A 24,710-nucleotide genomic window follows, 5' to 3' on the forward strand; every position below is an offset into this window, starting at 1 on the left:
CCTGGCCGACGTTGACGCCCATGCCGAGCAGGACGGCGGCCAGCCGCTCCCCCTCCAGCTGGGCCTCGGCCAGCAGCCCGGCCGCCTTGCGGCCGCCCAGCAGCAGGTCGTTGGGCCACTTGAGCCCGGCCGGGGCCGCCCCGGGGGCGACCTCGTCGACCGCCCCGGCCAGGGCCACCCCGGCCGCGGCCACCGTCAGCCAGACCGCCTCCCGGGCAAGCGGCGGGCGCAGCACCACCGAGACCAGCAGGGAGCTGCCCGGCGGGGCCACCCAGGCCCGGCCCAGCCGGCCCCGGCCCTCGGTCTGCTCCTCGGCGACCACGGTCGCCCCCTCGGGCGCGCCGGCCGCGGCCAGCTCGGCCGCCCGGGACATGGTGGTGGGCACGCTGGCCGCCACCTCCAGGGGGCTGAAGAATCCGGGCAGGGCCCGCCGGACCCAGCCGCCGTTGGCCTTATCCATGATCGGCGCAGCCTACCTGTAGGAGACTCCATTGAGGCTGTCGGCCAGCCGACCGGTCCAGATGTCTGTCCTGTCCTATGGACTGGCGATACTGGTCGCGATGCATGCTGACACCGGCCGGCGGTACCGCGCCTATCCGACCCCAGAGCAGGCAGGACGGCTGACGAGCTGGGGACACTCCTGCCGTGCGGTATGGAACCTGGCATTGGAGCAGCGCCGGTTCGCCTGGCGTCAGCGTGGTCGCACCGTCCGGTTGGCCGAGCAGTGCCGCCACCTCACCGACGCCCGCGCGGACCTGCCATGGCTGGCCGACCTGCCCGCCCAGAGCGCCCAGCAGGTGCTCCGCCAGCTCGACCGCGCCTACGACAACTGGTGGAACCCTGAGCATCCTGCCCGGGCACCCACCTTCCGCAAGCGTTCCAGGGACCTCTCGGTACCGTTTCCTGGCCAGGCCGTTCAGGTCCGCAGATGCTCCCGCAGATGGGCTGAGGTGAGGCTGCCGAAGCTTGGATGGGTGCGGTTCCGGCTGTCCCGCCCCCTCGGGGGCATGGTGCGCAACGCCTCGATCGCCAAGGACGCACTCGGCTGGCATGTCTCGTTCGGTGTTGCGATCGCCGCCAAACCCGCTCCGCCGAACCGCCTGCCGAGCTGTGGAGTGGACTTCGGGGTGGCCTGCTCGGCGTTCGTGTCCGACGAGCGGGAACCGCGCCTGATGCCATCGACCCTCACCGCGGGACAGAGACGACGCCTGCTGGGGCTGGAGCGCCGCAAGAGCCGCCAGATCACCTGGGCCAAGAAGCACAACGATGGTCACTACTCCAACCGGCTGGGCCGGACCATCAGCAAGATCTCCAAGCTTCGGGCGCGGCAGGCGCGTCGTCGGCAGGACTTCATCCACAAGCTCACCACCGACCTCGCCAAGAACCACGGCTGGGTTGCCGTCGAGGACCTGCGGGTGAAGGGCATGACAAGGTCGGCCAAGGGCACGAGGGAGGAGCCCGGCAGGAACGTCAAGGCCAAAGCTAGCCTGAACCGGACCGTCCTCGACAACGCCCCGTACGAGCGGCAGCGCCAGCTCGCGTACAAGGCACCCAGATTTGGGTCAGAGCTGCGACTCGTTCGGCCGGCGTTCACAAGCCAGACATGCTCGGCGTGTGGGCTCCGTGACCCGAACTCACGGCCGGGCTGCGGCCGGCTGTTCGCCTGCACCGTCTGCGGCCATGTCGAGCATGCGGACCTGAACGCCGCACGAAACATCCACAATCTTGCCGCCGGGCAGGCGGTCCACAGCACGCGCAGTCACCCTCGGGCGGCGAGGCCATCGAGCCGGATGCGTGAACCACTCGGGAGTATCGCCTGAGCACTCGCGGGAATCCCCGCCCTTCAGGCAGGGGAGGATGTCAAAATGCCTGCGACCAGCGCGCGGGTGGGGAGGATGGCCAGGTGGCGCCACAGCAGCCGAAGACCATGAAGGAACGGGTGGAGGAGCTCCGCACCCGCAAGGAGCAGGCGCTGCACGCCGGCTCCCCCAAGGCGGTCGAGGTCCAGCACGACAAGGGCAAGCTCACCGCCCGCGAACGGATCGACGGCCTGCTCGACCCGGGCTCGTTCGTGGAGACCGACATGCTGGCCGTGCACCGGGCGACCGCCTTCGGCATGGACAAGCGGCGCATCCCCGGTGACGGGGTCGTCACCGGCTACGGCACCATCGGCGGACGCCGGGTCTGCCTGTTCTCCCAGGACTTCACCGTGTTCGGCGGCTCTCTCGGCGAGGTCATGGCCGAGAAGATCTGCAAGGTCATGGACCTGGCGCTGAAGATGGGGGTGCCCTGCATCGGCATCAACGACTCCGGCGGGGCCCGCATCCAGGAGGGCGTGGTCGCCCTGTCCGGCTACGCCGAGATCTTCTGGCGCAACGTCCAGGCCTCCGGGGTGGTCCCGCAGCTGTCGCTGATCATGGGCCCCTCGGCCGGCGGCGCCGTCTACTCCCCGGCCATCACCGACTTCGTGCTGATGGTCAAGGAGACCTCCTACATGTTCATCACCGGCCCGGACGTGGTGAAGACGGTCACCGGCGAGGACGTGACCTTCGAGGAGCTGGGCGGGGCCATGACCCACGCCACCAAGTCGGGCACGGCCCACTTCGCCGCCGAGGACGAGGACGAGTGCTTCGACCTGGCCCGGGAGCTGGTCGGGTTCCTGCCCCTCAACAACATGGAGGACCCGCCGCGGCGCCAGCCGACCGACGATCCCCGCCGGGAGGAGCAGGCCCTGGTCGACCTGGTCCCCGACCACCCCAACCAGCCCTACGACATCCGCGAGGTGGTCGCCCGGGTGGTCGACGACGGCGAGTTCCTGGAGATCCTCCAGGCCCACGCCGAGTCGATCGTGATCGGCCTGGCCCGCCTCAACGGCCGGCCGGTCGGGATCGTCGGCAACCAGCCGCTGCACCTGGCCGGCGTCCTCGACATCAACGCGTCGGTCAAGGGCGCCCGGTTCGTGCGCTTCTGCGACGCCTTCAACATCCCCATCATCAGCTTCGTCGACGTGCCCGGGTTCATGCCCGGCACCAGCCAGGAGTGGGGCGGCATCATCCGCCACGGGGCCAAGCTGCTGTACGCCTACGCCGAGGCGACCGTGCCCAAGCTGACCGTGATCACCCGCAAGGCCTACGGCGGCGCCTACGACGTGATGTCGTCCAAGCCGCTGCGGGCCGACATCAACTTCGCCTGGCCGACGGCCGAGATCGCGGTGATGGGGCCGCAGGGCGCGGTCAACATCATCTTCCGCAAGGAGATCGAGAAGGCCGACGACCCGGTGGCCCGCCGCGACGAGCTGGTGGCCGAGTACACCGAGCGCTTCGCCAACCCCTACATCGCCGCCGAGCGGGGCTACATCGACGAGGTGATCGAGCCCCAGGTGACCCGCCCGCGGCTCATCCAGGCCCTGGAGATGTGCGTGACCAAGCGCGAGATCCGCCCGCCCCGCAAGCACGGGAACATCCCCCTGTGAACGGCTTGGAGTCGGCCTCCGGCCGACGACCCATAGACTCCGACCGGCGGAGCCGGTCGGGCGACATCGAGGTCCTCCACACCCCCGACGGGCTGCGGTTCCAGCTGGTCAAGGGCGTCCCCGAGGGGGACGAGGCGGAGGTGCTGGCCGCCGCCATCGACCGGGTCGAGGCCTGGGACAAGAGCCAGGAGCTGGGGCCCTGGGTGGCCAACGCCCGGCCCGGCGTCGGGGTCCGGGCGTACGAGGCCGGGACCCGCTGGGGGGCCAGCCTCCGCTCGACCTGGGGCCGCGACCTCTAGCCGACCGGCGTGCCGGTCGGAGTCAGTTGCCGTCGGCCGGAGGCCGGCTCCACGCGGTCGTCTCTTCCCAGGCGGCCAGCGCCGTGCGGTAGCGGAGCTGGGCCATGCGGGGGTCGATCCGGCGGACGAGCTCGCGGCGGTCGTTCTCCGACAGGCCGCCCCAGGTGCCGTACGGCTCCCGGGTGGCGATGGCGTAGGCGGCGCACAGCTCCATGACCTTGCACGACCCGCAGATCTGCTTGGCCGCGGCCTCGCGGCGCTCCTTGCGTGGCCCCCGCTCCCCCTCGGGCGAGTAGAACAGGGTGGTGTCCACCTGCCGGCAGGCGGCTTCCATGTGCCAGGTCCAGAACTCCTCGAGGGTGGACGGCCAGGCCTGGATGGGGGCTTCGCTCACCTTGGCTCCGCTTCTTCCCGTACGTGTCCTCTCCCTGAACCTTCGCCCCCCGCCAGGTTGCGGTTGCACCACATGGCGTTCCGCAAACACTGTGCGCCCGGGTCCGGTTGCCTGCCCAGGTCGCGGCTGGGCTACGCTGTCCGCGACGCCCGGTCGGGCGTCCACCCCTTGCGAGGAGGCAGCCGCGTGGAGAAGGTGCTGGTCGCCAACCGGGGCGAGATCGCCGTGCGCGTGCTGCGCGCCTGCCGCGAGCTCGGCCTGGTGGCGGTGGCGGTCTACTCCGACGCCGACCGCGACGCCCTCCACGTCGAGGTGGCCGACGAGGCCTGGCACATCGGCGAGACCGCCCCGGCCAAGAGCTACCTGAACGTCGACGGGCTGGTCGAGGTGGCCCGCCGGGCCAGGGTCGACGCCGTCCACCCCGGCTACGGGTTCCTGGCCGAGAACGCCGCCTTCGCCCAGGCGGTGCTGGACGCCGGGCTGCGCTGGGTCGGGCCCAAGCCGGCCGCGATCGCCGCCATGGGCGACAAGGTCTCGGCCCGCCGGGTCGCCGAGCAGGCCAAGGCGCCGCTGGTCCCGGGCACGGTGGAGCCGCTGGCCGGCCCGGAGGCGGCGGTGGCCTTCGGCGACCGCCACGGCTACCCGCTGGCCCTCAAGGCGGCCTTCGGCGGCGGCGGCCGGGGCATGAAGGTGGTCCGCACGGCCGGCGACGTGGCCGCCGGGCTGGAGTCGGCCCGGCGCGAGTCCAAGGCCGCCTTCGGCCGCGACGAGATCTACGTCGAGCGCTACCTGGACGCCCCCCGCCACGTCGAGGCCCAGATCCTGGCCGACGGGCGCGGCGAGGTGGTGTTCCTGGGCGAGCGCGACTGCTCGCTCCAGCGCCGCCACCAGAAGCTGGTCGAGGAGGCCCCGGCCCCGGGCCTGCCCGAGGAGGTGCGGATGGCGCTGGGCAAGGCGGCCTGCGACATCGCCCGGACGGCCGACTACGAGAACGCCGGCACCATCGAGTTCCTCTACGAGCCGGCCACGGACCGGTTCCACTTCCTGGAGATGAACACCCGGCTCCAGGTCGAGCACCCGGTCACCGAGCTGACCGCCGGCATCGACCTGGTCCACGCCCAGCTCCGGGTGGCCGCCGGCGAGGGCATCCCGGCCGCCTACGAGGACGTCCAGGCCCGCGGGCACGCCATCGAGGTGCGGATCAACGCCGAGGACCCGGGGGCCGGGTTCATGCCGGCGCCCGGGCCGATCACCGGCTGGCGGGAGCCCTCCGGCCCGGGGGTGCGGGTCGACGCCGGCGTGCGGGCCGGCTTCACCGTCCCCCAGGCCTACGACTCGCTGCTGGCCAAGCTGATCGTCTGGGGCGAGGACCGCGACCAGGCCCGGCGGCGGATGCTCCGGGCCCTTGACGAGTTCCGGATCGAGGGCGTCCCCACCACCATCCCGTTCCACCGCCTGGCCATGACCGACCCGGCGTTCGTGGCCGGGGACGTCTCCACCGTCCTGGTCGAGCAGGGCATGGACCTGTCGTCGCTGGAGCCGACCATCCTCGACGGCGCCGAGCCGCCGACGGTCAAGCCGCCGCCCCGCCGGCTGGTCATCGAGCTGGAGGGCAAGCGCTTCGACGTCGACCTGTTCCCCCAGGAGCCGGTCAAGGTGCCGGAGCGGATCCGCACCCCCCGCTCCCCCGGGGCCCTGGAGCGGGCCCGGGCGGAGACGGGCGGGCCGGGCAAGGAGGTCGTCAAGACCCCCATGCAGGGCACGATCGTCAAGGTGCTGGTCGCCGAGGGCGACACCGTCAAGGCCGGCCAGACCCTGGTCGTCCTGGAGGCCATGAAGATGGAGAACCACGTCACCGCCCACCAGGCGGGCACCGTGGCCGGCCTGGAGGTCAGCGAGGGCCAGACGGTCCCGACCGGCGCCACCATCGCCGTCATCGAGGCGACCTAGGCCGCCGTGACCGGCGCCCCGTCGGTGGCCGAGTGGGCCCGGGCCAACCCGGCCGGCCGCGACGCCCTGCTCGCCCTGGCCGAGCGGGCGGTCGCCCTCCAGCCCGCCGCCGAGGCCGCCATCCAGCGCTGCCGGTCCGGCCCCGAGCAGGCCGCCCAGGCCCAGGACGCCGCCGCCGCCCGCGACGCCTACCACTCGCTCGCCGGTCACCTGCGCGCCCTCGGCCTGGAGGCGCCGGTCGCGGCCGAGGTCGCCGGGCTGCTCGACGGGCACCTGGAGGCGCTCGACCAGGCCCTGGGCGGCCGTGGCGTCGAGGGCCTGGGGCCGGTGGCCGGGCGGCTGGTCGGGGCCCGCGACCTGCTGCGGCGGACGGTGGCGATCGGGGGGCGGCCCGTGACCGACGTCACCCCCTCCGTTTGACAGCCCCGGATTCTCTGGTAGGACTGGCCCACCGATGCAGCTCGCCCGTTCCCTCCTTACGCTGCCCGCCGGCCGGGTCACCAAGTGGGTCGTGCTCGCCGCCTGGGTGGCGGTGGCGGCCCTGGTCGCCCCGTTCGCCGGCCAGCTCCAGTCGGTGCAGGAGAACGAGGCGGCCAGCTTCCTGCCCAGCAGTGCCGAGTCGACCAGGGCCCTGGAGCTGCAACGCCAGCTCCCCGGCGGCGACCGCCTGCCGGTGGTGGTGGTCTACCGGCGCGAGTCGGGCATCACCCCGGCCGACCGCCAGCTGGCCGCCGGCCACCAGCAAGCGCTCGCCCAGGGCCAGGAGGGGCCGCCGCCGGTGCCGTCCGAGGACGGCAGGGCGCTGCTGCTGGTGCTCTCCCTGCCCGCCGCCGACGCCGACGTCGTCATCGCAGAGATCGAGGGCATCCGCGAGACGGTCGGCCGGGGCGATGGCGACCTCCAGATCCGCGTGACCGGGCCGGGCGGGTTCCTGGCCGACACCGTCAGCGTGTTCGAGGACATCGACACCACCCTGCTGCTGGTCACCGTGGTCGTGGTCGCGGTGCTGCTGCTGCTCACCTACCGCAGCCCCCTGCTGTGGCTGATCCCCCTGCTGACCGTCGGCCTGGCCAACCAGGCGGCCACGGCCAGCGTGTACGGGCTGGTCAAGGGCTTCGGCCTGACCGTCGACGGCCAGAGCGCGGGCATCCTGACCGTGCTCGTGTTCGGGGCCGGGACCGACTACGCGCTGCTGCTGATCGCCCGCTACCGGGAGGAGCTGCGCCGCCACGACGACAAGCACGAGGCCATGGCCGTGGCCCTGGTCAACGCCGGCCCGGCCATCCTGGCCTCGGCGGCCACGGTCATCATCAGCCTCCTCTGCCTGCTCGCGGCCGACCTGGCCAACTACCGCAGCCTCGGCCCGGTCGGGGCCGTCGGCATCGCCTGCGCCCTGGTGGCCATGCTGACCCTGCTCCCGGCCGTGTTGGTGATCTTCGGGCGGCGGCTGTTCTGGCCGTTCGTCCCCGCCTTCGGCTCCGAGGTCCGCGAGGGCGCCGGCGTGTGGGCGCGGGTCGGCCGCTGGGTCGCCCGCCGGCCCCGGCCCGTCTGGCTCGGCACCACCGCGATCCTGGCCGTGCTCGCCCTCGGCCTGCTCACCCTGGACACCAACCTGCGCCAGGAGGACCAGTTCCCCGGCGAGCCCGACGCGGTCGCCGGCCAGCGGCTGATCGAGGCCAGCTACCCGTCCGGCACCGGCCAGCAGACCACCATCATCGGCGCCGCCAGCCCGGCCGAGCAGGTCCTGGCCGCGGCCCGCGGCACCGAGGGCGTGGCCGCGGTGGTCCCGGCCGGGCGGACGGCCGACCTGGTCCAGCTCCAGGCGACCCTGGACGCCGCCCCCGACTCCGAGGAGGAGCGGGCCACCATCGACCGGCTGCGCGACCGCGTCCACGCCGTCGAGGGCGCCGGTGCCGTGGTCGGCGGGCAGAGCGCCCAGAGCCTCGACCTGGCCAGGGCCTCGGCCCGCGACCGCAACGTCGTCATCCCCCTGGTCCTGCTGGTCGTGCTCGTCATCCTTGGCGTGCTGCTGCGGGCGGTGGTGGCGCCGCTGGTCCTGATCGCCACCGTGATCGTCTCGTTCGCGGCCGCCCTGGGGGCGAGCGCGTTCGCCTTCGACCGCCTCCTCGGGTTCGGGGGCGCCGACCCGTCGCTCGCCCTGCTGGCGTTCATCTTCCTGGTCGCGCTCGGGATCGACTACAACATCTTCCTGATGAGCCGGGTCCGGGAGGAGTCCGAGCGCCTCGGCACGCACGAGGGCACCCTCAGGGGCCTGGCCGTCACCGGCGGGGTCATCACCTCGGCCGGGATCGTGCTCGCGGCCACCTTCTCGGTCCTGGCCGTGCTGCCGTTCGTGCCCCTGATCGAGATCGGCATCGTGGTCGCCTTCGGCGTCCTGCTCGACACCCTGGTCGTCCGCTCGATCCTCGTGCCCGCCCTGACCCTCGACATCGGCCCCCGCATCTGGTGGCCGAGCAAGCTGGCGGCCGCGCGTCAGCCGTCGGCCGACGAGGTCTTGGACGACTCCTCGATCCGGGCCCGGAGCCGCTCCAGCTCCGACTGAAGCCGCTCCAGCTCGTCGTCCAGGTAGTCGCGGGTCGGCATCTCGCCAAGGGCCAGGCGGATCGCGGCCAGCTCCCGGGCCAGGTACTCGGTGTCGGCCTGGGTGCGGCCGCTGGTCCGGCGGTCACGCTCGGTCTCCTGGCGGTCCCGCTCCGCCTGGCGGTTCTGGGCGAGCAGGATCAGCGGGGCCGCGTACGACGCCTGCAGCGACAGGGCCAGGGTGAGCAGGATGAACGGGTACGGGTCGAAGGCGGCCTCGCGGTTGCGGAACAGCACGTTCCAGGCGACCCAGAGCGACACCACCGCCGTCTGGAACACCAGGTAGCGGCCGGTGCCGAGGAACCGGGCGATGGCCTCGGAGAAGCGCCCGAACGCCTCCGGGTCGTAGTGGGGCTGGAGCTGGAGCCGGGCCGGCTGGCGCGGCGCCCCCAGCGACCAGGCGCGCCGGTCCCGGCCCGGCCGGACCCTCACCGGACCGCTCCCGCGCCCCGCCGCCAGGCCTCGGGCAGCAGGTGGTCGAGCACGTCGTCGATCGACACCGCCCCCAGCAGGCGGCCCTGGGGGTCGCAGACCGGGGCGGCCAGCAGGTCGTAGGTGGCCAGGTACTCGGCCACCCGGCGGGTCGGCTCCTCCGGGGCGATGCAGTCCAGGTCGGTGTCGACGCAGGACCCCAGCTCCTCGCCGGGCGGCTCCCGCAGCAACCGCTGCAGGTAGGCGACGCCCAGGTAGCGGCCGGTCGGGGTCTGGGTCGGGGGCCGGACCACGAATACCTGGGCGGCCAGGGCGGGCGGCAGGTCGGGGTCGCGCACCCGGGCCAGGGCCTCGGCCACGGTGTCGGCGGCCCGCATGATCACCGGCTCGGTGGTCATCAGCCCCCCGGCCGTCTCCTCGTCGTAGACCAGCAGCCGCCGGACCGGCTCGGCCTCGTCGGGCACCATCATGGCCAGCAGCCGGGCCCGGTCGGCCTCGGACAGCTCGCCCAGCAGGTCGGCGGCGTCGTCGGGGTCCATGGCCTCGAGCACGTCGGCCGCCCGCTCGTCGCCCAGCCCGGCCAGCAGGACCGCCTGGAGCTCCTCGGGCAGCTCCTCCATGGCCTCGGCCAGCCGGTCGTCGTCCAGCCCGGCCACCACCTCCTGCCGGGAATGGACGGGCAGGGCCTGGAGGGCGGCGGCCAGGTCGGCCGGGCGCAGGTTGGCCAGGGCGGCCACCCGCCGCTCGGCCGTCTCGGCCGGCTCCAGCCCGGCCACCTGCTCCCAGGGCAGCCGCAGGTGCTTGGCCCGCCGCCACGGCCGCAGCCCCCCGCCCGGCTCGAGCACGTCCAGCGCGGTCACCACCCACTCCTCCCGCACCCTGCCGATGGCCACGTCGTTCAGCCGCAGCTGCCGGCCCGTCTCCCGGTGCCGCACCCGGGCGTCCAGCAGCTCCCCGATGACCAGGGTCTCCCCCTCCCGCTGCTCGAACGGCCGCAGGTTGACGCTCCCGGTGGAGAGGGTCGCCCCGCTCTCGTCCAGCTCCCGGACCCGCCCCACCCCGAGGAAGATGGGCCGCCGCTGCACCATCACCGTGAACCCCAGCACCGGCGGCGGCGCCCCCGACTCCCGCCGGGCGATGACCACGTCGGCGATCCGCCCGATGGTCTCCCCGGTGGGCGCCAGCACCGGCAACCGCGCCAACCGCGAGACGAACAGCTGCTCGCTCCCTGCGGCCACGGCTCACCTCGCGTTGAAGTACTTGGCCTCTGGGTGGTGGACGATGATGGCCGAGGTCGACTGCTCGGGGTGGAGCTGGAACTCCTCGGAGAGCTCGACACCGATGCGCTCGGGCTGGAGCAGCTCGAACAGCTTGGTCTGCTCCTCGAGGTCGGGGCAGGCCGGGTAGCCGAAGGAGTAGCGGGAGCCGCGGTAGCCCTGGTCGAACAGGTCCTCCATGTCGGCGGCGTCGTCGCCGGCGATGCCCAGCTCCTGGCGGACCCGCTGGTGCCAGTACTCGGCCAGGGCCTCGGCCATCTCGACCGTGACGCCGTGCAGCTCCAGGTACTCGCGGTAGCGGTTGTCGGCGAACAGCTCGGCCGTCGCCTCCGAGGCGGCCAGGCCCATGGTGACGACGTGCATGCCGATCACGTCGGGCTCGCCCGACCCGATCGGCCGGAAGAAGTCGGCGATGCAGAGCCGCCGGTCGCGGCGCTGGCGGGGGAAGGTGAAGCGGACCCGCTCGCGGCCGTCGCCGTCCCAGACGACCACGTCGTTGCCGTCGCCGTTGCAGGGGAAGTAGCCGTAGACGACGGCCGGGCGCAGGATCTGGGTGGCGATGGCCTCGTCCAGCAGGGCCCGCAGGCGGGGCCGGGCCTCCGTCTCCAGGGTGTGACGCCAGCCCTCCTTGCCGCCGACCGGGCGCAGCTGCCACTGGCCCCGGAACAGGGCCGACTCGTTCAGGTACGGCACCAGGTCGCGGACGGGGATGCCCTTGACCACCCGGGCCTCGCCCAGGAAGGGCGCCGTGGGCACGGGCACGTCGGTGGCCACCTCGGAGCGGGCCAGCTCGTCGGTGCCGGGCGGCGCCGGAGCCGGGCCGCGCGGCCTGGCCGGCGCCACCCGGGGCGCCCGCACCGGCTCCTTCTCGACCTCGATGCCCTGCTCGCGCTCGGAGCGGAGCTGGTCCATGACCCGCAGCCCGGCGAAGGCGTCGCGGCAGTAGAACACCCGGCCCTTGTAGAGCTGGCGCAGGTCGCCCTCGACGTAGGTGCGGTTCAGGGCCGCCCCGCCCAGCAGCACCGGATAGGACTCCAGGCCGCGGGCGTTCAGCTCCTCCAGGTTGTCGCGCATCACGATGGTCGACTTGACCAGCAGCCCGGACATGCCGATGGCGTCGGCCCCCACCTCCTCGGCCTTCTCGATGATGGTCGCGATCGGCTGCTTGATGCCGATGTTGTGGACCGTGTAGCCGTTGTTGGTGAGGATGATGTCGACCAGGTTCTTGCCGATGTCGTGGACGTCGCCCTTGACGGTGGCCAGCACCACCCGGCCCTTGCCGCCCTGGTCGGCCTTTTCCATGTGCGGCTCCAGCACGGCCACGGCCGCCTTCATGACCTCGGCCGACTGGAGCACGAACGGCAGCTGCATCTCGCCCGCGCCGAACAGGTCCCCGACCGTCTTCATCCCGGCCAGCAGGACCTCGTTGATGATCTCCAGGGGGCTGCGGGCCTGCATGGCCTCGGCCAGGTCGTCCTCCAGGCCCTCGCGGACCCCGTCGACGATGCGGCGCTGGAGGCGCTCGTCGATCGGCAGGGCGGCCAGGTCCTCGGCGCTGGCCGCCTTGGCCACCTCCTTGCCCTCGAACAGGGCCATGAACCGCTGCAGCGGGTCGTAGCCCTCGCGACGCCGGTCGTAGATCAGGTCGAGGGCGACCTGGCGCTGCTCGTCGTCGATCCGGTGCATGGGCAGGATCCGGGCCGGGGCGACGATCGCCGAGTCCAGCCCGGCCTCCCGGGCCTCGTGCAGGAACACCGAGTTGAGCACCTGCCGGGCCGCCGGGGCCAGGCCGAAGGAGACGTTGGAGACGCCAAGGATGGTCCGGACCCCGGGCAGCTCGGCCTTGATCCGCCGGATCGCCTCCAGGGTGGCCACGGCGTCGCCGCGCAGGTCCTCCTGGCCCGACCCGAGCGGGAAGGTCAGGGCGTCGAACACCAGGTCCTCGGCGGCCAGGCCGTGCTTGTCGACGGCCAGGTCGTGGATCCGGTGGGCGATGCGCAGCTTCCAGTCGACGTCGCGGGCCTGGCCCTCCTCGTCGATCAGCAGGGCGACCAGGGCGGCCCCGTACTGCCTGGCCATCGGGCAGACGGCGTCCATGCGGGCCTCGCCGTCCTCCAGGTTGATCGAGTTGATGATGGCCCGGCCGCCGAGGCGCTTGAGTCCGGCCTCGAGCACGTCGGCCTGGGTCGAGTCGAGCATGATGGGCACGGTCGACTGCTGGGCCAGGCGGGCGGTCAGGACGTCCATGTCGGGCACGCCGTCGCGGCCCACGTAGTCGACGCAGACGTCCAGGACGTGGGCCCCCTCGCGGATCTGCTCCTTGGCGACGCCGACCATGCCGTCCAGGTCGCCGTCGAGCATCAGGTCACGGAACTTTCGCGACCCGTTGGCGTTGCAGCGCTCCCCCACCGTCAGGTAGGTGGTGTCCTGGTCGAGCGGGACCGACTGGTAGAGGCTGGACAGGCTGGGCTCGTGCAGCGGCTCGCGGGGGACGGGGGCGCGCCCGCCCAGGGCCTCCACCACCTGGCGGATGTGCTCGGGGGTGGTGCCGCAGCAGCCGCCGACGATGCCGAGCCCGAACTCGGCCGCGAAGCGGGTGTGGGCCTCGGCCAGCTCCTCCGGGGTCAGCGGGTACCAGGGCTTGCCGTCGCGCAGCTCGGGCAGCCCGGCGTTGGGCAGGCACGACAGCGGCGTGCGGGCATGCTGGGCCAGGTAGCGCAGGTGCTCGCCCATCTCGGCCGGGCCGGTGGCGCAGTTCATCCCGATCACGTCGACCCCGAGCGGCTCGATCGCGGTCAGGGCGGCGGCGATGTCCGACCCGAGCAGCATCTGGCCGGTCGTCTCCACCGTCACCTGGGTGATCAGCGGGACCTTCTTGTTGGCTCGCCTCATGCCGGCGAACGCCCCCGCCACCGCCGCCTTGACCTGGAGGAGGTCCTGGCAGGTCTCGATCAGCAGCAGGTCGGCCCCGCCCTCCAGCAGCCCGAACGCCTGGTCGCCGTAGGTGCCGGCGAGCACGTCGTAGGTGGTGTGGCCGAGGGTCGGCAGCTTGGTCCCGGGCCCGATCGACCCGGCCACCCAGCGGGGCCGCCCGTCGGCCTGGAACCCGTCGGCCACCTCCCGGGCCAGCTCGGCGGCCAGCTTGTTCAGCGGGACCACCTGGTCGGCGATGTCGTACTCGGCCAGCACGATCGCCGACGACCCGAACGAGTTGGTCTCCACCGCGTCCGCCCCGGCCTGGAAGTAGGCGGCATGGATGTCCCTGACCACGTCGGGCCGGGTCACGCAGAGGATCTCGCTGCACCCCTCCTTGCCCTGGTAGTCGTCCAGCGACAACCCGGCGTTCTGCAGCATCGTCCCCATGGCGCCGTCGAAGACGAGGACGCGCTCACGCAACGCCCCCATGAAATCCCGGTTCATAAAGTCAAGCGTAGCCGATGCCGTTACCGTGGTGCCGTGGACACGCACGAAGCCCCTCAGCCGCCCCGGGACACGGTGGGTCCCGAGGCCCCGCCGGTTCCGGGTCCGGCGGGTCCGGGCGCGGTGGGTCCCGAGGTCCCGCCCGTTCCGGACGCGGTGGGTCCCGGGGCGCCGCGCGTTCCGGACGAGGTGGGTCCGGGGAGCCCGCCGGCCCGGGATGCGGCGGGTCCGGTGTTCCCGCCTGACCGGGACCGCGCGGGCCGGCACGGCGCCGAGGCGGCTGTGGACAGCCGCGAGCACCTGGCGCCGCTCTCGGCTAGCTTCCCCCTCCGGGGGCCCCGGCATCCGGAGGCCGCGAACCAGGCCGCCTCGCCCCCCTCGCCCGCCCCTCCCGCCCAGCCCCTGGCTCCCGCCCCTCCCCCTCCGCCCCCGCCCGCCCTGCCCGGACGGGACGTGCTGCGGAACGAGGTCGCGCTGGTGCTGGCCCTGTCGCTGGCGGCGTCGGCCCTGTACGCGATCGTCGACATCCTCTCGGCGCCCATCCGCGGGGTCGAGGCGCCCCTGTTCGCCGACGTCGGACTCGTCTACCAGCTGCTCAACCTGGCCACCTCGATCGTGCCGGTCCTGCTGGTCCTCCACTTCCTCCACCGCGACGGCGAGTCGGCGGCCAGCATCGGCCTGGACGCCACCCGCCCCTGGTCCGACCTGCGCTGGGGGGTCGGCCTGGCCGCCCTGGTCGGCGCCGTCGGCATCGGCATCTACATCCTGGCCGTCGGCCTCGGCGTCAACCGCACCGTGGTCCCGATCCCACCCACCGGCCACTGGTGGACGATCCCGGTGCTGCTGCTGGCCGCCGCCCGCAGCGGCCTGCTCGAAGAGGTGATCGTCTGCGGCTACCTGCTGCGCCGCCTCGACCAGCTCGGCTGGTCACCCGGCAAGGCCCTCTGGTCCAGCGCCCTCCTCCGCGGCGCCTACCACCTCTACCAGGGCTTCGGCGGCTTCCTCGGCAACCTCGCCCTCGGCCTGTTCTTCGGCCGCCTCTACCAGCTCCGCGGCCGCACCACCCCCCTGGTCATCGCCCACTTCCTGATCGACGCCGCCGCCGGCCTCGGCTACCTTGCCCTCCGCGGCCATGTCTGGTGGCTCCCGGGGTAGGTCTTCCAGGCTTGGTCTCCCGTCTTGTCCACAGATGCGGGTGGGGGGTCGTTCCGGTTCGTCGTGAGTGCCCATTCCTCTCCGAAAGGAGGGATGCCGACGGACCTGACCGAGGCGCAACTGCGGCGCGCCGAGAACCGCCGTCGGCTGCACGAGGAGGTCGAGCGGAAGCAGGCAGGAGGTTCCAGAACGGCGCCGAGGCGTTGCAGGCGCTTCGCGCAGGTCGCCTCCCGGCCGGAGAGAGCAGGCTTCCCCTTCTGACCCTCAACCGGAAGGACTTCGCCGGGCACGACGGGCTGGTGCTCCTCGGCGTCTGAGTGCGACGCCGCCGACCGGCGGGTAACCAACCCGAGCATTGCGCCTCCGGCGGGCGGGCCAGGAGAATGCCGGCATGGCGGAGCGGCGTGGCTGGATCCCGATGGAGGACGGGGTGCGGCTTGCGGTCAGCCTGTTCCTGCCGGAGGGGGCGGAGGAGGGACGGGCGGCGCCGGTGGTGCTGGAGGCGCTGCCGTACCGCAAGGACGACGCGACGGCGTCGTACCGGCCGGAGTACGAGCGGCTGTGCGCCGAGTACGGGTACGCGGTGGCCCGGGTGGACCTGCGGGGGACGGGGTCGTCGGAGGGGGTGGCGACCGACGAGTACCCGGCGAGGGAGCAGGCCGACCTGTGCCAGGTGATCGGGTGGCTGGCCGACCAGCCATGGTCGACCGGGTCGGTCGGGATGTACGGGACCAGCTACTCGGGGTTCAACTCGCTCCAGGTCGCGGCCGAGCGGCCACCGGCCCTGAAGGCGATCGTCGCCATCTACGCCAGCGACGACCGCTACACCGACGACGTGCACTACACCGGCGGTGCGGTCAAGCTGCTCGACCTGGTCGACTACCCGCTGTACATGGTCGCCCTGAACGCGCTGCCGCCGGTCCCCTCGGTCGCCGGGGCGGGCTGGCGGGAGCGGTGGCGGGAGCGGGTCGAGGGCCTGGAGCCGTGGCTGCTGCGCTGGCTCGAGGAGCAGCCCGACGGGCCCTACTGGCGCCAGGGGTCGCTGCGGCCGGCCTACGAGCGGATCGCCTGCCCGACGATGCTGGTGGCCGGCTGGGCCGACGGCTACCGCAACGCCACCTTCCGGGTGCTGGAGGCCCTGAAGGGGCCGACCCGGCTGCTGTTCGGGCCGTGGAGCCACATGGCCACCGACACCTCCCTGCCCGGGCCCCGGATCGACCTGGTCCCGGAGATGGTCCGCTGGTGGGACCGCTGGCTGCGGGACCGGCCCAACGGGGTCGACGAGGCCCCGCCGGTGACGGTGTTCGTCCGCCACGCGACCCGGCCCGCTCCCGACCTGGACGAGCACCTCGGCGTCTGGCGCGACGAGCCCGCCTGGCCACCCGAGCGCGCGACCACGCTGCCGCTCCCCCTGTCCGGCGCCGCCGCGCCGGCCGGCGAAGGGGTCGACCGCCTGGAGGTGCGGGGCGACGTGGGCAGCGCGGCCTGGATCAGCTGCGCCGGGCACCTGCCGTTCGGGCAGCCGGGGGACCAGCGGGAGGACGACGGCTGGTCGCTGGTCTACGACTGGCCGCTGGAGCGGGAACTGGAGGTCCTCGGCCACCCGCGGCTGGCGGTCCGGGTCGGGGCGTCGGCGCCGGTGGCGTTCCTGTCGGCCAAGCTGTGCGACGTGTTCCCCGACGGGACCTCGGCCCTGGTGGCGCGCGGGTTCCTCAACCTGACCCAGCGGCGGTCACGGACCGACCCGGAGCCGATGCGCCCGGGCGAGGTCGAGGCGGTCGAGCTGGAGCTGGACGCGACCTCGTGGGTGTTCCCGGCCGGGCACCGGCTGCGGCTGTCGCTGGCCGGGTCGGACTGGCCCAACCTGGTGCCGCCGCCGGCGCCGGTGACCCTGACGGTCGAACGGGACGGGTCGGTCCTCACCCTGCCGGTGCTCGACGGACCGAGCCCCTGTCGGCCACCTTCACTCCCCCCTCCCCGACCGACCGGGACCGGGGCCGGAAACCCCCGGCTCGCCGGCGGCCGGGCCATGAGCCCACCGGACCCACCGACCCGGTGGCGGGTGGTGCGGGACGTGCTCGGGCGGGCCAGCGAGGCCGAGATCGACCACGGCGGCCGCAGCGAGCTGCCGGACGGGGCGGTGCTGGTCGAGCGCTACCGCGGGACGGTCGGGGCCACGGAGCGGCCGGGGGCGAGCTGGGCCCGCGGGTCGGCCGACTACCGCATCGCGTGGCCGGAGGCGACCGTGGCCACCAGCGCCCGGCTCGACCTCCGCGGCGACGCCGAGGCGTTCGAGGTCCGGCTCGACCTGGAGGCTCGCGAGGGTGACGAGCTCCGCTGGGCCCGCAGCTGGCACCGCCGCATCCCCCGCCACCTCGGCTGACCGTCCCGGCCCGCCGCAGGACCGCGTCCCCTCCCGGCTGGGCCGTTGTCGGCTGAACGAAGGATTGACCCCCCGTTCAGCTTCTGTCCATGATCGCGTATGCGCCACCGTCGGTCCTGGTTCGTCCCCCCGGTACTGCTGCTGGCCGCGGTGGTCGCCGCCGTCGGCCTGGCCCCAGGGCTGGCCGTCGCCCAGGAGGAGGACGGCCGGCTGACCGTAGGGCGGCTGCACCTCGACCCGTGCGAGGAGCTCGAGGGCGTCTGGTGCGGGAACCTCCCGGTGCCGTTCGACCGCGCCGACCCGGCCGCCGGGACCATCCCGATCAACTTCGAGTGGTACCCGGCCGAGGAGGCGGCCGCCGGCACGATCGTGGCCATGGAGGGCGGCCCCGGCTACCCCAGCACCGGCAGCCGCGACTACTACCTCGAGCTGGTCGGCGGCCTGCAGCGCACCCGTAACCTGCTGCTGGTCGACAACCGCGGCACCGGCGCCTCGGACCTGATCAACTGCCGGCCGCTGCAGGGCTGGCACCTCGCCCTCGGCGACGAGGAGTACGACCGGCGCCTGGCCGCCTGCGGCGAACAGCTCAACACCGCCCGGCGGCTCCCGGGCGGCGGCTTCGTGCACGGCAGCGACCTGTACGGCACCGGCGACGCCGCCCGCGACCTGGCCGACGTCCTCACCGCCCTGGAGACCGGGCCGGTCGACCTGTACGGCGACTCCTACGGCAGCTACTTCGGCCAGGCCTTCGCCGCCCGCTACCCGCGGATGCTGCGGTCCCTGACCCTGGACGCCACCTGGCCGGTGCTCGGCAGCGACCCCTTCTCCATCTCCACCATCGAGACGGCCCGGATCGCCTTCGACCTGGCCTGCCGGCGCAGCGTGGCCTGCGCGCTGGCCGCGCCCGGGTCGTCGACGGCCCGGATCGGCGCCCTGGCCGAGCGGCTGCGCCGCGCCCCGGTCGTCGGCACGACCCGCGAGCCGGGGAGCGCCCCGTCCACCTGGCGGGTCGACGTCGGCGTGCTGCTCGCGCTGGTCAACAACGCCGGCTCCGACGCCGGGGTCTACCGGGAGCTGGACGCGGCCGCCCGGGCGGTGCTGGAGCGCCGCGACGGCGTCCCCCTGCTGCGGCTGGCCGCCAAGTCGCTCTACACCGACGACGGCGGGCCGGTGCGGGAGTGGTCGGCCGGCCAGTACAGCGCGATCGGCTGCACCGACTACCCGCAGGCGTTCGACATGCGGGCGCCACCGGCGGTCCGGCGGGCCCAGTACCAGGCCGCCGTCGCCGGCCTGCCCGACGACGTGTACGCGCCGTTCACCGTCGAGGAGTGGACGACCTCGCCGGTGGCCGAGTTCGACGACTGCGTCAACTGGCCTTCGCCGGTGCGCTCCGACCCGCCCACCACCAGCCGGCCGCCGCTGGTCCCGCCGACCCTGCCCGTGCTGGTGCTGTCGGGCGGGCTCGACACCCTGACCACCTGGACCGACGGCGCCATCGTGGCCGAGCAACTGGGCCCGTCGGCCCGCTGGGTCAAGGTCGAGAACACCATCCACGTGACCGCGCTGGCCGACCCCTACGGCTGCGCCAGCGGGCTCGTCCGCCAGTTCATCCGCCACCCGGAGCGGCTGCACGCCATGGACGTGTCCTGCGCCAGCCGCATCCCCGAGGTCCGCGTGGTCGGCGAGTTCCCGCGGCGGCTGTCCGGGGCCACCCCGGCGACGCCCGCCAAGGGCAACGACGCCGAGGCGACCGGGCTGCGGCTGGCCACCGTCGGGGCGGCCGCGGTCGGCGACGCCATCGCCCAGTGGTGGTACCTGCCCGGGTCGCGCGGCCACGGGCTCCGCGGCGGCTGGTTCACCGTCGAGGGGGACACCAGCGTCAAGTTCGACCTGCACAAGGTCCGCTTCGTCGCCGACACGGTCGTCGACGGCCAGGCCACCTGGAACACCGGCAGCGGCCAGGTCCGCGCCCGGGTCGTCGTCAAGGGCCCGGGCGGCGCCACCGCCACCCTCCGCATGCGCTGGGACGACCTGGCCCGCCACCCCCGCGCCACCGTCACCGGCCACATCGGGTCGGGCACCCGCCTGGCCGCCACCCTTCCGGCCCCCTGACCGCCGCCAGACGACGGTCGAGCGGGCCGGGTAAGGGCGCCGGGGTTCCGGTTGGGGTAGGGCGTGGGTCGGGCAAGGCAGGGAGGGGTTGTGGGCGAGCCGAAGCACCCGCAGCTCCGGGTCGGCTACGCTCCCCCACCGGGGGACCCGGCACAGGACCGGGTGGGTGAAGCGTGGCTCCCGGTGGGGAAGGCGCGGGCCGCGCCGGCGAGGGGTTCGAGACCGGGGCGATGACGTACGGGGCGAGCTCGGAACGCGGCTCCGGACCCGGACCCATCACGCCGGACGGGTGTGCGGTGGAGCTGTACGCGCTGCTGCCGCCGATGGGCGAACCCGAGGTCGTGCATGCCGCGATCCCCGCCGGAGCCTCGATCCTGGAGCTGGGGGCCGGGGCCGGCCGGATGACCCACCGGCTGGTGGAGCTCGGCCATCCGGTGGTGGCGGTGGACGAGTCGCCGGAGATGCTGGAGCGCATCCATGGAGCCGCGCCGGGAACCCCGGCGGAAGCGCGACCGACCGGGGCGGCCGAGGCCGGGGTGGAGACCGTCCAGGCCCGGATCCAGGACCTCGACCTCAATCGCCGCTTCGACGCCGTGCTGCTGGCCTCGTTCCTGGTCAACACGCCCGACGACGATCTGCGGCACCGGTTCCTGGCGGCGTGCCGGAACCACCTGGGAGACGGCGGCTGCGTGCTCGTGCAGCGCCACCGGCCGGGGTGGTTTGACGAGGCGACCGAGGAGGAGCGCACCAGCGGCGGGGTCACCTTCCGGCTGCGCGACCTGCGGCGGCCGGGGCCCGGCCTGCTCGCGGCCACCGCCGAGTACCAGGTCGGGGAGCGGGTGTGGACGCACGCGTTCACGGCCCGGCGGCTCGACGACGGCGCGCTGGTGGCCGCCCTGGCCGAGGCCGGGTTGGCCGTCGACGCCTACCTGACCGGCGACGGCTCCTGGGTCAGGGCGGTCCCGGCGTCGCGCGGGGACGCGCTCGGGCGCTGGCCCAGGTAGGCCCGGGCGATCATCGTCACCACGTGGTAGACGGCGTCCTCGGCCGGGGCGAGCGGACCCGGCTGGAAATGGGGTGAGGCCATGCCCCGCTGCACCGACTCGCATGCCGCCCAGTCCTGGCGGTTGGTCCGGTCCCAGAAGTCGACCGCGTACGCCGGGTCGAAGCCGGGCCGCTCGGCCGCCTCGGGCGGGAAGTACCAGGTGCAGACCACGTGGCTGAGGTCGGGGCCGAGCGGCTCCACCAGGTGGGTCATCAGGTAGTCGGGGTGGAGGCTGAGCAGGAGGTTCGGGAACAGCCCGAGGTAGGCGACGGTCCGCAGCCGCTCGTCGTCCAGCCCCGGCATGGGGACGCCGTCGCTGTGGCCGTCCAGCGACATGGTGACGGCATGGTCCTTCAGGTCCATGGTGCCGCCGACCCAGGCGCCGTCGAGCTCGAAGTTGTCGCCGCTGGCGGGCGGGCTGACCTGGCAGAGCTCGGGGTGGATGAGCGGGCAGTGGTAGCACTCGTGGTAGTTCTCGAGGATGACCTTCCAGTTGCAGGCCAGGTCGTACTCATGGGTGGCCAGGGGGACCAGCCGCTCCGGGCGGTAGGGGGCGACCAGCTGGTCAAGGGCCCCGACATGCTCGGCGAACGGCGGGGCGTCGCCCGACCCGTTGACGAACAGGAACCCGTGCCAGCTCTCCAGCGGCAGCTCGACCAGCCCGTGCTCGGCCGGGCGGAAGTCGCCGTGGTCGCGGAACCCGGGGGCGGCCCGCAGGGCCCCGTCCAGGTCGTAGGTCCAGGCGTGGTAGGGGCAGAGGACGGTCCGCCTGTTGGTCCGTTCGCCAACGCCGAGCAGCTCGTGGCCCCGGTGGCGGCAGGTGTTGGCGAACGCCCGCATCCGCCCGTCGGTCCCGCGGGCCAGCAGCACCCCGGCCCCGCCGACCTTGACCGCCCGCTGGGCCCCCGTGCCCGCGAGGTCGCCCTCGCGGCCCACGCAGGTCCAGGACCCGGCGAAGAAGCGCTCCTGCTCGAAGGCGAACACCCGCGGCGAGACATAGGCGTCCCGCGGGAGCATGCGGCTCTGGCCGAACGGCCGCAGGGTCGGCTCGAGGTCGGCCGGGTCGAAGGGCGGAGCGGTGGCGTCCAGCATGGTCGGACCTCCAACCTACTTCAACTGACTCTTCAGTCAGTATAAGCCGGGGCGGGCCTCGGGAACCAGCCGGAGGCGGATACACTGCGGCGGTGGCGCGGATCAAGGCGGACGTCCGCCGGGAGGAGATCCTCAAGGCGACCTGCCGTGAGGTGATCGCCCGCGGGTTCGCGAGCACCCGGGTGGGGGACGTGGCGGCCGCCCTCGGGGTGTCGACCGGGCTGGTGTTCTACCACTTCTCCAAGAAGGAGACCCTGCTCGGGGAGGCGTTCCGCTACGCCGCCGGCGAGGACCTGGACCGGCTGTCGGCAACGGCCGCCGGTGACGGCAGCGCCGCCCAGCGGCTGGACCGGATCCTGCGGCTGTACTCCCCCGCCGGCTCCTCGGAGGCGTGGCTGCTCTGGATCGACGCCTGGGGCCAGGCCCTGCGCAGCCCCGAGCTGGCCGAGGTGTCGCGCCAGCTCGACCTGCGCTGGAAGCAGACCCTGGCCGCGGTGATCCGCGAGGGGGTGGCGGCCGGCGAGTTCACCTGCCCCGACCCCGACGCCGCCGCCTGGCGGCTCACCGCCCTGCTCGACGGGCTCGGGGTCCAGGTCACGGTCCACGGCAGCGTCCCCGACGCCCGCCTGGTCGACTGGGTCCGGGCGGCCGCCGCCGCCGAGCTGGCCGTCGACCCGTCGGTTCTGGCCGGCGACGGCCGCACCTGACCGGCGTCCGTCGCACCGGCGCGGGCGGATCCGGAGAGGCACCCGACCCGAGGAGGGACGATCATGGCCGTCGGAGTCCAGGTCACCTTCGACGCGGCCGACCCGGAGGCTCTGGCCGCCTTCTGGGGGGAGACGCTCGGCTACGTCGAGCAGGACCCTCCCGAGGGGTTCGGCAGCTGGGAGGCGTGGGCCGTGGCCAACGACGTGCCCCGCGAGCGGTGGGGCGACTTCGCCGCCCGGGTCGACCCCGACGGCGCCGGGCCGCGGCTGTTCTTCCAGCGCGTGCCCGAGCCCAAGACGGCCAAGAACCGGGTCCACCTGGACCTGGCCGTCGGCGGCGGCCGCGGCACCCCGCCCGAGGAGTCGCGCCGCAACATCGCCGCCGCCGTCGAGCGGGCCGTCGCGGCCGGCGCGACCAAGGTCCGGGAGGTCGACGAGCGTGACGAGTACTGGGTCGTCCTCCAGGACCCCGAGGGCAACGAGTTCTGCATGCACTGACCGGCCGACCGCCCCGGGCCAAGGCTCAGACCAGGTAGTTCGCCTCGGGCCGGGCGCTGGTGAGGGACGGGCGGTCGAGGGCGAACGGCCCGATGTCGACGTCGGTGCCGTCGTGCAGGGCCAGATCGGCCAGGACCCTGCCCACCAGGGGGGCGAACTTGAAGCCGTGGGCGGTGCCGAGGGCGACCAGGACGCGGTCGTGGCCGGGGAGGGGGCCGAGGACGAGGTCGCGGTCCGGGGTGAGGGTGTACAGGCAGGTCGCGGTGCGGGCGTGGGCGCCGGCGGCGGCGGGGAGGCGGGCGCGCAGGAACCCGGCCAGGCGGTCGGAGGCGGCCGGGTCGGGGTCGAAGGAGCGGGTGGTGGCCGTGACCTGGTGGCCGCCGACGTCCTGGGCGGCCTTGAGGTCGGCGCCGGGCCAGACCGGGAAGCCGTAGAAGCTGGGGTCGTCCATCCAGATCCAGACCGGGAAGCGGCCGACGGCGAAGGCGGCCGGGTCGGCCGGGCGGTAGTAGCTGAACTGCTCCTGGGTGACGACCAGGGGGAGGCCGGCGCCGAGCTGGGCGAGCAGGTCGCCGGTCCAGGCGTCGGCGCAGAGCAGCAGGCGGCCGGCCCGGTAGGTGGCGTCGGCCGTGGCCACCTCGACCGAGCCGCCGAGGTCGCGGACGGCCGTCACCGGGGTGCGGTCGCGCAGGGTGGCGCCGTAGCCGGCGGCAAGGCGCTGCATGAGCCGGGTGCCGCGGGCGGCCGGGACCATGCCGGCGTCGGCCTGCCAGAGCCCGCCCACGCCGTCGTCCAGCCGGAAGGCCGGCCAGCGGCGCATCACCTCGTCGGCGTCCAGCCACTGGTAGGGCACGCCGCAGGCCTCCAGGCTGCCCCGGTAGGGGCCGGGCGGGATGGCCGACCCGGGCGGGAACAGGTCGAGGCCGCCGGTGGTCACCACCAGCCGCTCCTCCGCCTCCCACTCCAGCTCCGCCCAGGCCCGGTAGGCCAGGCCGGCCAGGCGCACGTAGCCGGGGGTGTGGTAGGAGCGGCGGATGATGCGGGCGTGGTCGTGGGAGGCACCCCGGTGGTGTCCGAGCTCGAACTGCTCCAGCCCCAGCACCCGAGCCCCCGACCTGGCCAGCACCCAGGCGGCGGCGCTCCCCAGCGCCCCCAGCCCGACCACCACCGCGTCGTACAACGGCCCAGCCGGTCGGGGGCGCGGCGCCCAGGCCGGCCCGTTGCGCCCGGCAGGACCCGTCACCCCTCCTCTCCCAGCCGGTCCAGGACGTAGCGGCGGATGTCGAGGCTGGGCTCCTCCATGGGGGCGAACCAGCCGCCGGCATAGGCCCGCGAGCCCATGCCGCGCTGGACGCTCTCGCACATGGCCCAGTCCTGGCGGTTGACCAGGTCCCAGAAGTCGGCCGCGTCCGAGGGGTCGAAGCCGGGCCGGGCCTGCTCGTCGGGGTGGAACAGCAGCTCGCACACGACCGTGGTCTCCCCCGGCCCGTGCGGCCACAGGGTGAAGGCGGCCACGTGGTCGGCGGACAGGCTCAGCATCAGGTTCGGGTAGACCAGCTCGCCCTTGTGGCGGGTGCGCTCGTCGTCGTCCAGGCCGGGGAACGGCGCCCGGTCGCTCTGGTCGGTGGCCGTGAACGTCCAGGCGCCCTCGCGGTGGGGGACGCCCCGGTCCCAGTCCAGCCCGGCCCCGCCGCGCTTGAACGCGGGCACGACCCGGCACAGCTCGGGATGGACGCCGGCGCAGTGGTAGCACTCGTTGTAGTTCTCGGCGACGACCTTCCAGTTCGCCCGGACGTCGTACGTCGCGTGCCAGGCGGAGACCAGCTCCGCCAGCGGGTAGCGCGCGGTGCGCGCGGCGACGTCGGCCAGCTCG

The 24,710-nt window shown here is 73.9% G+C and carries 20 protein-coding genes; 12 read left to right on the top strand and 8 right to left on the bottom strand.

Translation table 11 applies throughout. The features are described from left to right. Positions 1 to 460, bottom strand: a 460-nt coding sequence (locus tag VF468_28715) for a biotin--[acetyl-CoA-carboxylase] ligase (GenBank protein HEX5882269.1), incomplete at its 3' end; no start/stop codon positions are given. Between the two features lie 31 nt (positions 461 to 491). Here VF468_28715 and VF468_28720 point away from each other — a divergent pair. The 3 genes from VF468_28720 (at position 492) to VF468_28730 (ending at position 3,771) form a co-directional block, all read left to right on the top strand. Beyond that, positions 492 to 1,820, top strand: a complete 1,329-nt coding sequence (locus VF468_28720) for a transposase (protein HEX5882270.1) — start codon at positions 492 to 494, stop codon at positions 1,818 to 1,820. Between the two features lie 107 nt (positions 1,821 to 1,927). Beyond that, positions 1,928 to 3,472, top strand: coding sequence for an acyl-CoA carboxylase subunit beta (locus VF468_28725; protein ID HEX5882271.1), 1,545 nt, complete (start codon positions 1,928 to 1,930; stop codon positions 3,470 to 3,472). Further along, the gene (locus tag VF468_28730; protein HEX5882272.1) at positions 3,469 to 3,771 is read left to right on the top strand and encodes a hypothetical protein; all 303 of its coding nucleotides are present in this window, start codon (positions 3,469 to 3,471) and stop codon (positions 3,769 to 3,771) included. The genes VF468_28725 and VF468_28730 overlap by 4 nt, the downstream gene beginning before the upstream one ends. A 22-nt stretch (positions 3,772 to 3,793) precedes the next feature. Here the strand turns inward: VF468_28730 and VF468_28735 are convergent, their stop codons facing one another. Further along, entirely contained in the window at positions 3,794 to 4,105 is a 312-nt protein-coding gene (locus VF468_28735) for a WhiB family transcriptional regulator (protein ID HEX5882273.1), read from the bottom strand. Between the two features lie 246 nt (positions 4,106 to 4,351). Here VF468_28735 and VF468_28740 point away from each other — a divergent pair, with 246 nt between their 5' ends. Genes VF468_28740 through VF468_28750 form a run of 3 tightly spaced genes read left to right on the top strand, consistent with a single transcriptional unit; the run spans position 4,352 to position 8,678 of the window. Next, positions 4,352 to 6,115, top strand: a complete 1,764-nt coding sequence (locus tag VF468_28740; protein ID HEX5882274.1) for an acetyl-CoA carboxylase biotin carboxylase subunit — start codon at positions 4,352 to 4,354, stop codon at positions 6,113 to 6,115. Between the two features lie 6 nt (positions 6,116 to 6,121). After that, positions 6,122 to 6,535 carry a hypothetical protein gene (locus VF468_28745; GenBank protein HEX5882275.1) on the top strand — a complete coding sequence of 138 codons (414 nt, stop codon included), beginning with the start codon at positions 6,122 to 6,124 and terminating at the stop codon, positions 6,533 to 6,535. A gap of 34 nt (positions 6,536 to 6,569) precedes the next feature. Beyond that, positions 6,570 to 8,678, top strand: coding sequence for an MMPL family transporter (locus VF468_28750; GenBank protein HEX5882276.1), 2,109 nt, complete (start codon positions 6,570 to 6,572; stop codon positions 8,676 to 8,678). Here VF468_28750 and VF468_28755 read toward each other — a convergent pair. The 3 genes from VF468_28755 to metH are packed head-to-tail and all read right to left on the bottom strand — an operon-like array spanning position 8,609 to position 13,845. Then, the gene (locus VF468_28755) at positions 8,609 to 9,148 is read right to left on the bottom strand and encodes a DUF1003 domain-containing protein (protein HEX5882277.1); all 540 of its coding nucleotides are present in this window, start codon (positions 9,146 to 9,148) and stop codon (positions 8,609 to 8,611) included. The genes VF468_28750 and VF468_28755 overlap by 70 nt on opposite strands. Next, positions 9,145 to 10,386, bottom strand: coding sequence for a CBS domain-containing protein (locus VF468_28760; GenBank protein ID HEX5882278.1), 1,242 nt, complete (start codon positions 10,384 to 10,386; stop codon positions 9,145 to 9,147). The genes VF468_28755 and VF468_28760 overlap by 4 nt, the downstream gene beginning before the upstream one ends. Before the next feature lie 3 nt (positions 10,387 to 10,389). Beyond that, positions 10,390 to 13,845, bottom strand: a complete 3,456-nt coding sequence (metH, locus tag VF468_28765) for a methionine synthase (GenBank protein HEX5882279.1) — start codon at positions 13,843 to 13,845, stop codon at positions 10,390 to 10,392. Between the two features lie 453 nt (positions 13,846 to 14,298). Here metH and VF468_28770 point away from each other — a divergent pair, with 453 nt between their 5' ends. From VF468_28770 to VF468_28785, 4 genes are all read left to right on the top strand, one after another. Then, the gene (locus tag VF468_28770) at positions 14,299 to 15,000 is read left to right on the top strand and encodes a type II CAAX endopeptidase family protein (protein HEX5882280.1); all 702 of its coding nucleotides are present in this window, start codon (positions 14,299 to 14,301) and stop codon (positions 14,998 to 15,000) included. A gap of 391 nt (positions 15,001 to 15,391) precedes the next feature. Continuing rightward, positions 15,392 to 17,383 carry a CocE/NonD family hydrolase gene (locus VF468_28775; protein ID HEX5882281.1) on the top strand — a complete coding sequence of 664 codons (1,992 nt, stop codon included), beginning with the start codon at positions 15,392 to 15,394 and terminating at the stop codon, positions 17,381 to 17,383. A gap of 99 nt (positions 17,384 to 17,482) precedes the next feature. Next, positions 17,483 to 19,495, top strand: coding sequence for an alpha/beta hydrolase (locus VF468_28780; GenBank protein HEX5882282.1), 2,013 nt, complete (start codon positions 17,483 to 17,485; stop codon positions 19,493 to 19,495). A 296-nt stretch (positions 19,496 to 19,791) separates the two neighbouring features. Next, positions 19,792 to 20,499, top strand: coding sequence for a class I SAM-dependent methyltransferase (locus VF468_28785; GenBank protein HEX5882283.1), 708 nt, complete (start codon positions 19,792 to 19,794; stop codon positions 20,497 to 20,499). Here the strand turns inward: VF468_28785 and VF468_28790 are convergent. Continuing rightward, positions 20,421 to 21,632: an aromatic ring-hydroxylating dioxygenase subunit alpha gene (locus tag VF468_28790; GenBank protein HEX5882284.1), complete on the bottom strand. Its 1,212-nt coding sequence runs from the start codon at positions 21,630 to 21,632 to the stop codon at positions 20,421 to 20,423. The two genes, VF468_28785 and VF468_28790, sit on opposite strands and share 79 nt — an antisense overlap. A gap of 92 nt (positions 21,633 to 21,724) precedes the next feature. Here VF468_28790 and VF468_28795 point away from each other — a divergent pair, with 92 nt between their 5' ends. Both VF468_28795 and VF468_28800 read left to right on the top strand, forming a co-directional pair. After that, on the top strand, positions 21,725 to 22,339 hold the full coding sequence (locus VF468_28795; GenBank protein HEX5882285.1) for a TetR family transcriptional regulator C-terminal domain-containing protein: 615 nt from the start codon (positions 21,725 to 21,727) through the stop codon (positions 22,337 to 22,339). Between the two features lie 63 nt (positions 22,340 to 22,402). After that, a complete protein-coding gene (locus VF468_28800; protein ID HEX5882286.1) occupies positions 22,403 to 22,837 on the top strand; it encodes a VOC family protein in 435 nt (144 codons plus the stop codon). Positions 22,838 to 22,862: 25 nt separating this feature from the next. Here the strand turns inward: VF468_28800 and solA are convergent, their stop codons facing one another. After that, positions 22,863 to 24,017 carry an N-methyl-L-tryptophan oxidase gene (gene solA, locus VF468_28805; protein ID HEX5882287.1) on the bottom strand — a complete coding sequence of 385 codons (1,155 nt, stop codon included), beginning with the start codon at positions 24,015 to 24,017 and terminating at the stop codon, positions 22,863 to 22,865. Positions 24,018 to 24,076: 59 nt separating this feature from the next. Next, a partial coding sequence (locus VF468_28810) for an RHO alpha subunit C-terminal catalytic domain-containing protein (GenBank protein ID HEX5882288.1) occupies positions 24,077 to 24,710 on the bottom strand: 634 nt, incomplete at its 5' end.

The organism is Actinomycetota bacterium, assembly GCA_036280995.1.
Lineage (GTDB): Bacteria > Actinomycetota > CALGFH01 > CALGFH01 > CALGFH01 > CALGFH01.

Coding starts and splice junctions, on each gene's coding strand:
- VF468_28725 (HEX5882271.1), top strand. CDS start 1,928: ATGAAGGAACGGGTGGAGGAGCTCCGCACCCGCAAGGAGCAGGCGCTG.
- VF468_28735 (HEX5882273.1), bottom strand. CDS start 4,105: ATGGAAGCCGCCTGCCGGCAGGTGGACACCACCCTGTTCTACTCGCCC.
- VF468_28750 (HEX5882276.1), top strand. CDS start 6,570: ATGCAGCTCGCCCGTTCCCTCCTTACGCTGCCCGCCGGCCGGGTCACC.
- metH (HEX5882279.1), bottom strand. CDS start 13,845: ATGAACCGGGATTTCATGGGGGCGTTGCGTGAGCGCGTCCTCGTCTTC.
- VF468_28775 (HEX5882281.1), top strand. CDS start 15,392: ATGGCGGAGCGGCGTGGCTGGATCCCGATGGAGGACGGGGTGCGGCTT.
- VF468_28780 (HEX5882282.1), top strand. CDS start 17,483: ATGCGCCACCGTCGGTCCTGGTTCGTCCCCCCGGTACTGCTGCTGGCC.
- VF468_28790 (HEX5882284.1), bottom strand. CDS start 21,632: ATGCTGGACGCCACCGCTCCGCCCTTCGACCCGGCCGACCTCGAGCCG.
- VF468_28800 (HEX5882286.1), top strand. CDS start 22,403: ATGGCCGTCGGAGTCCAGGTCACCTTCGACGCGGCCGACCCGGAGGCT.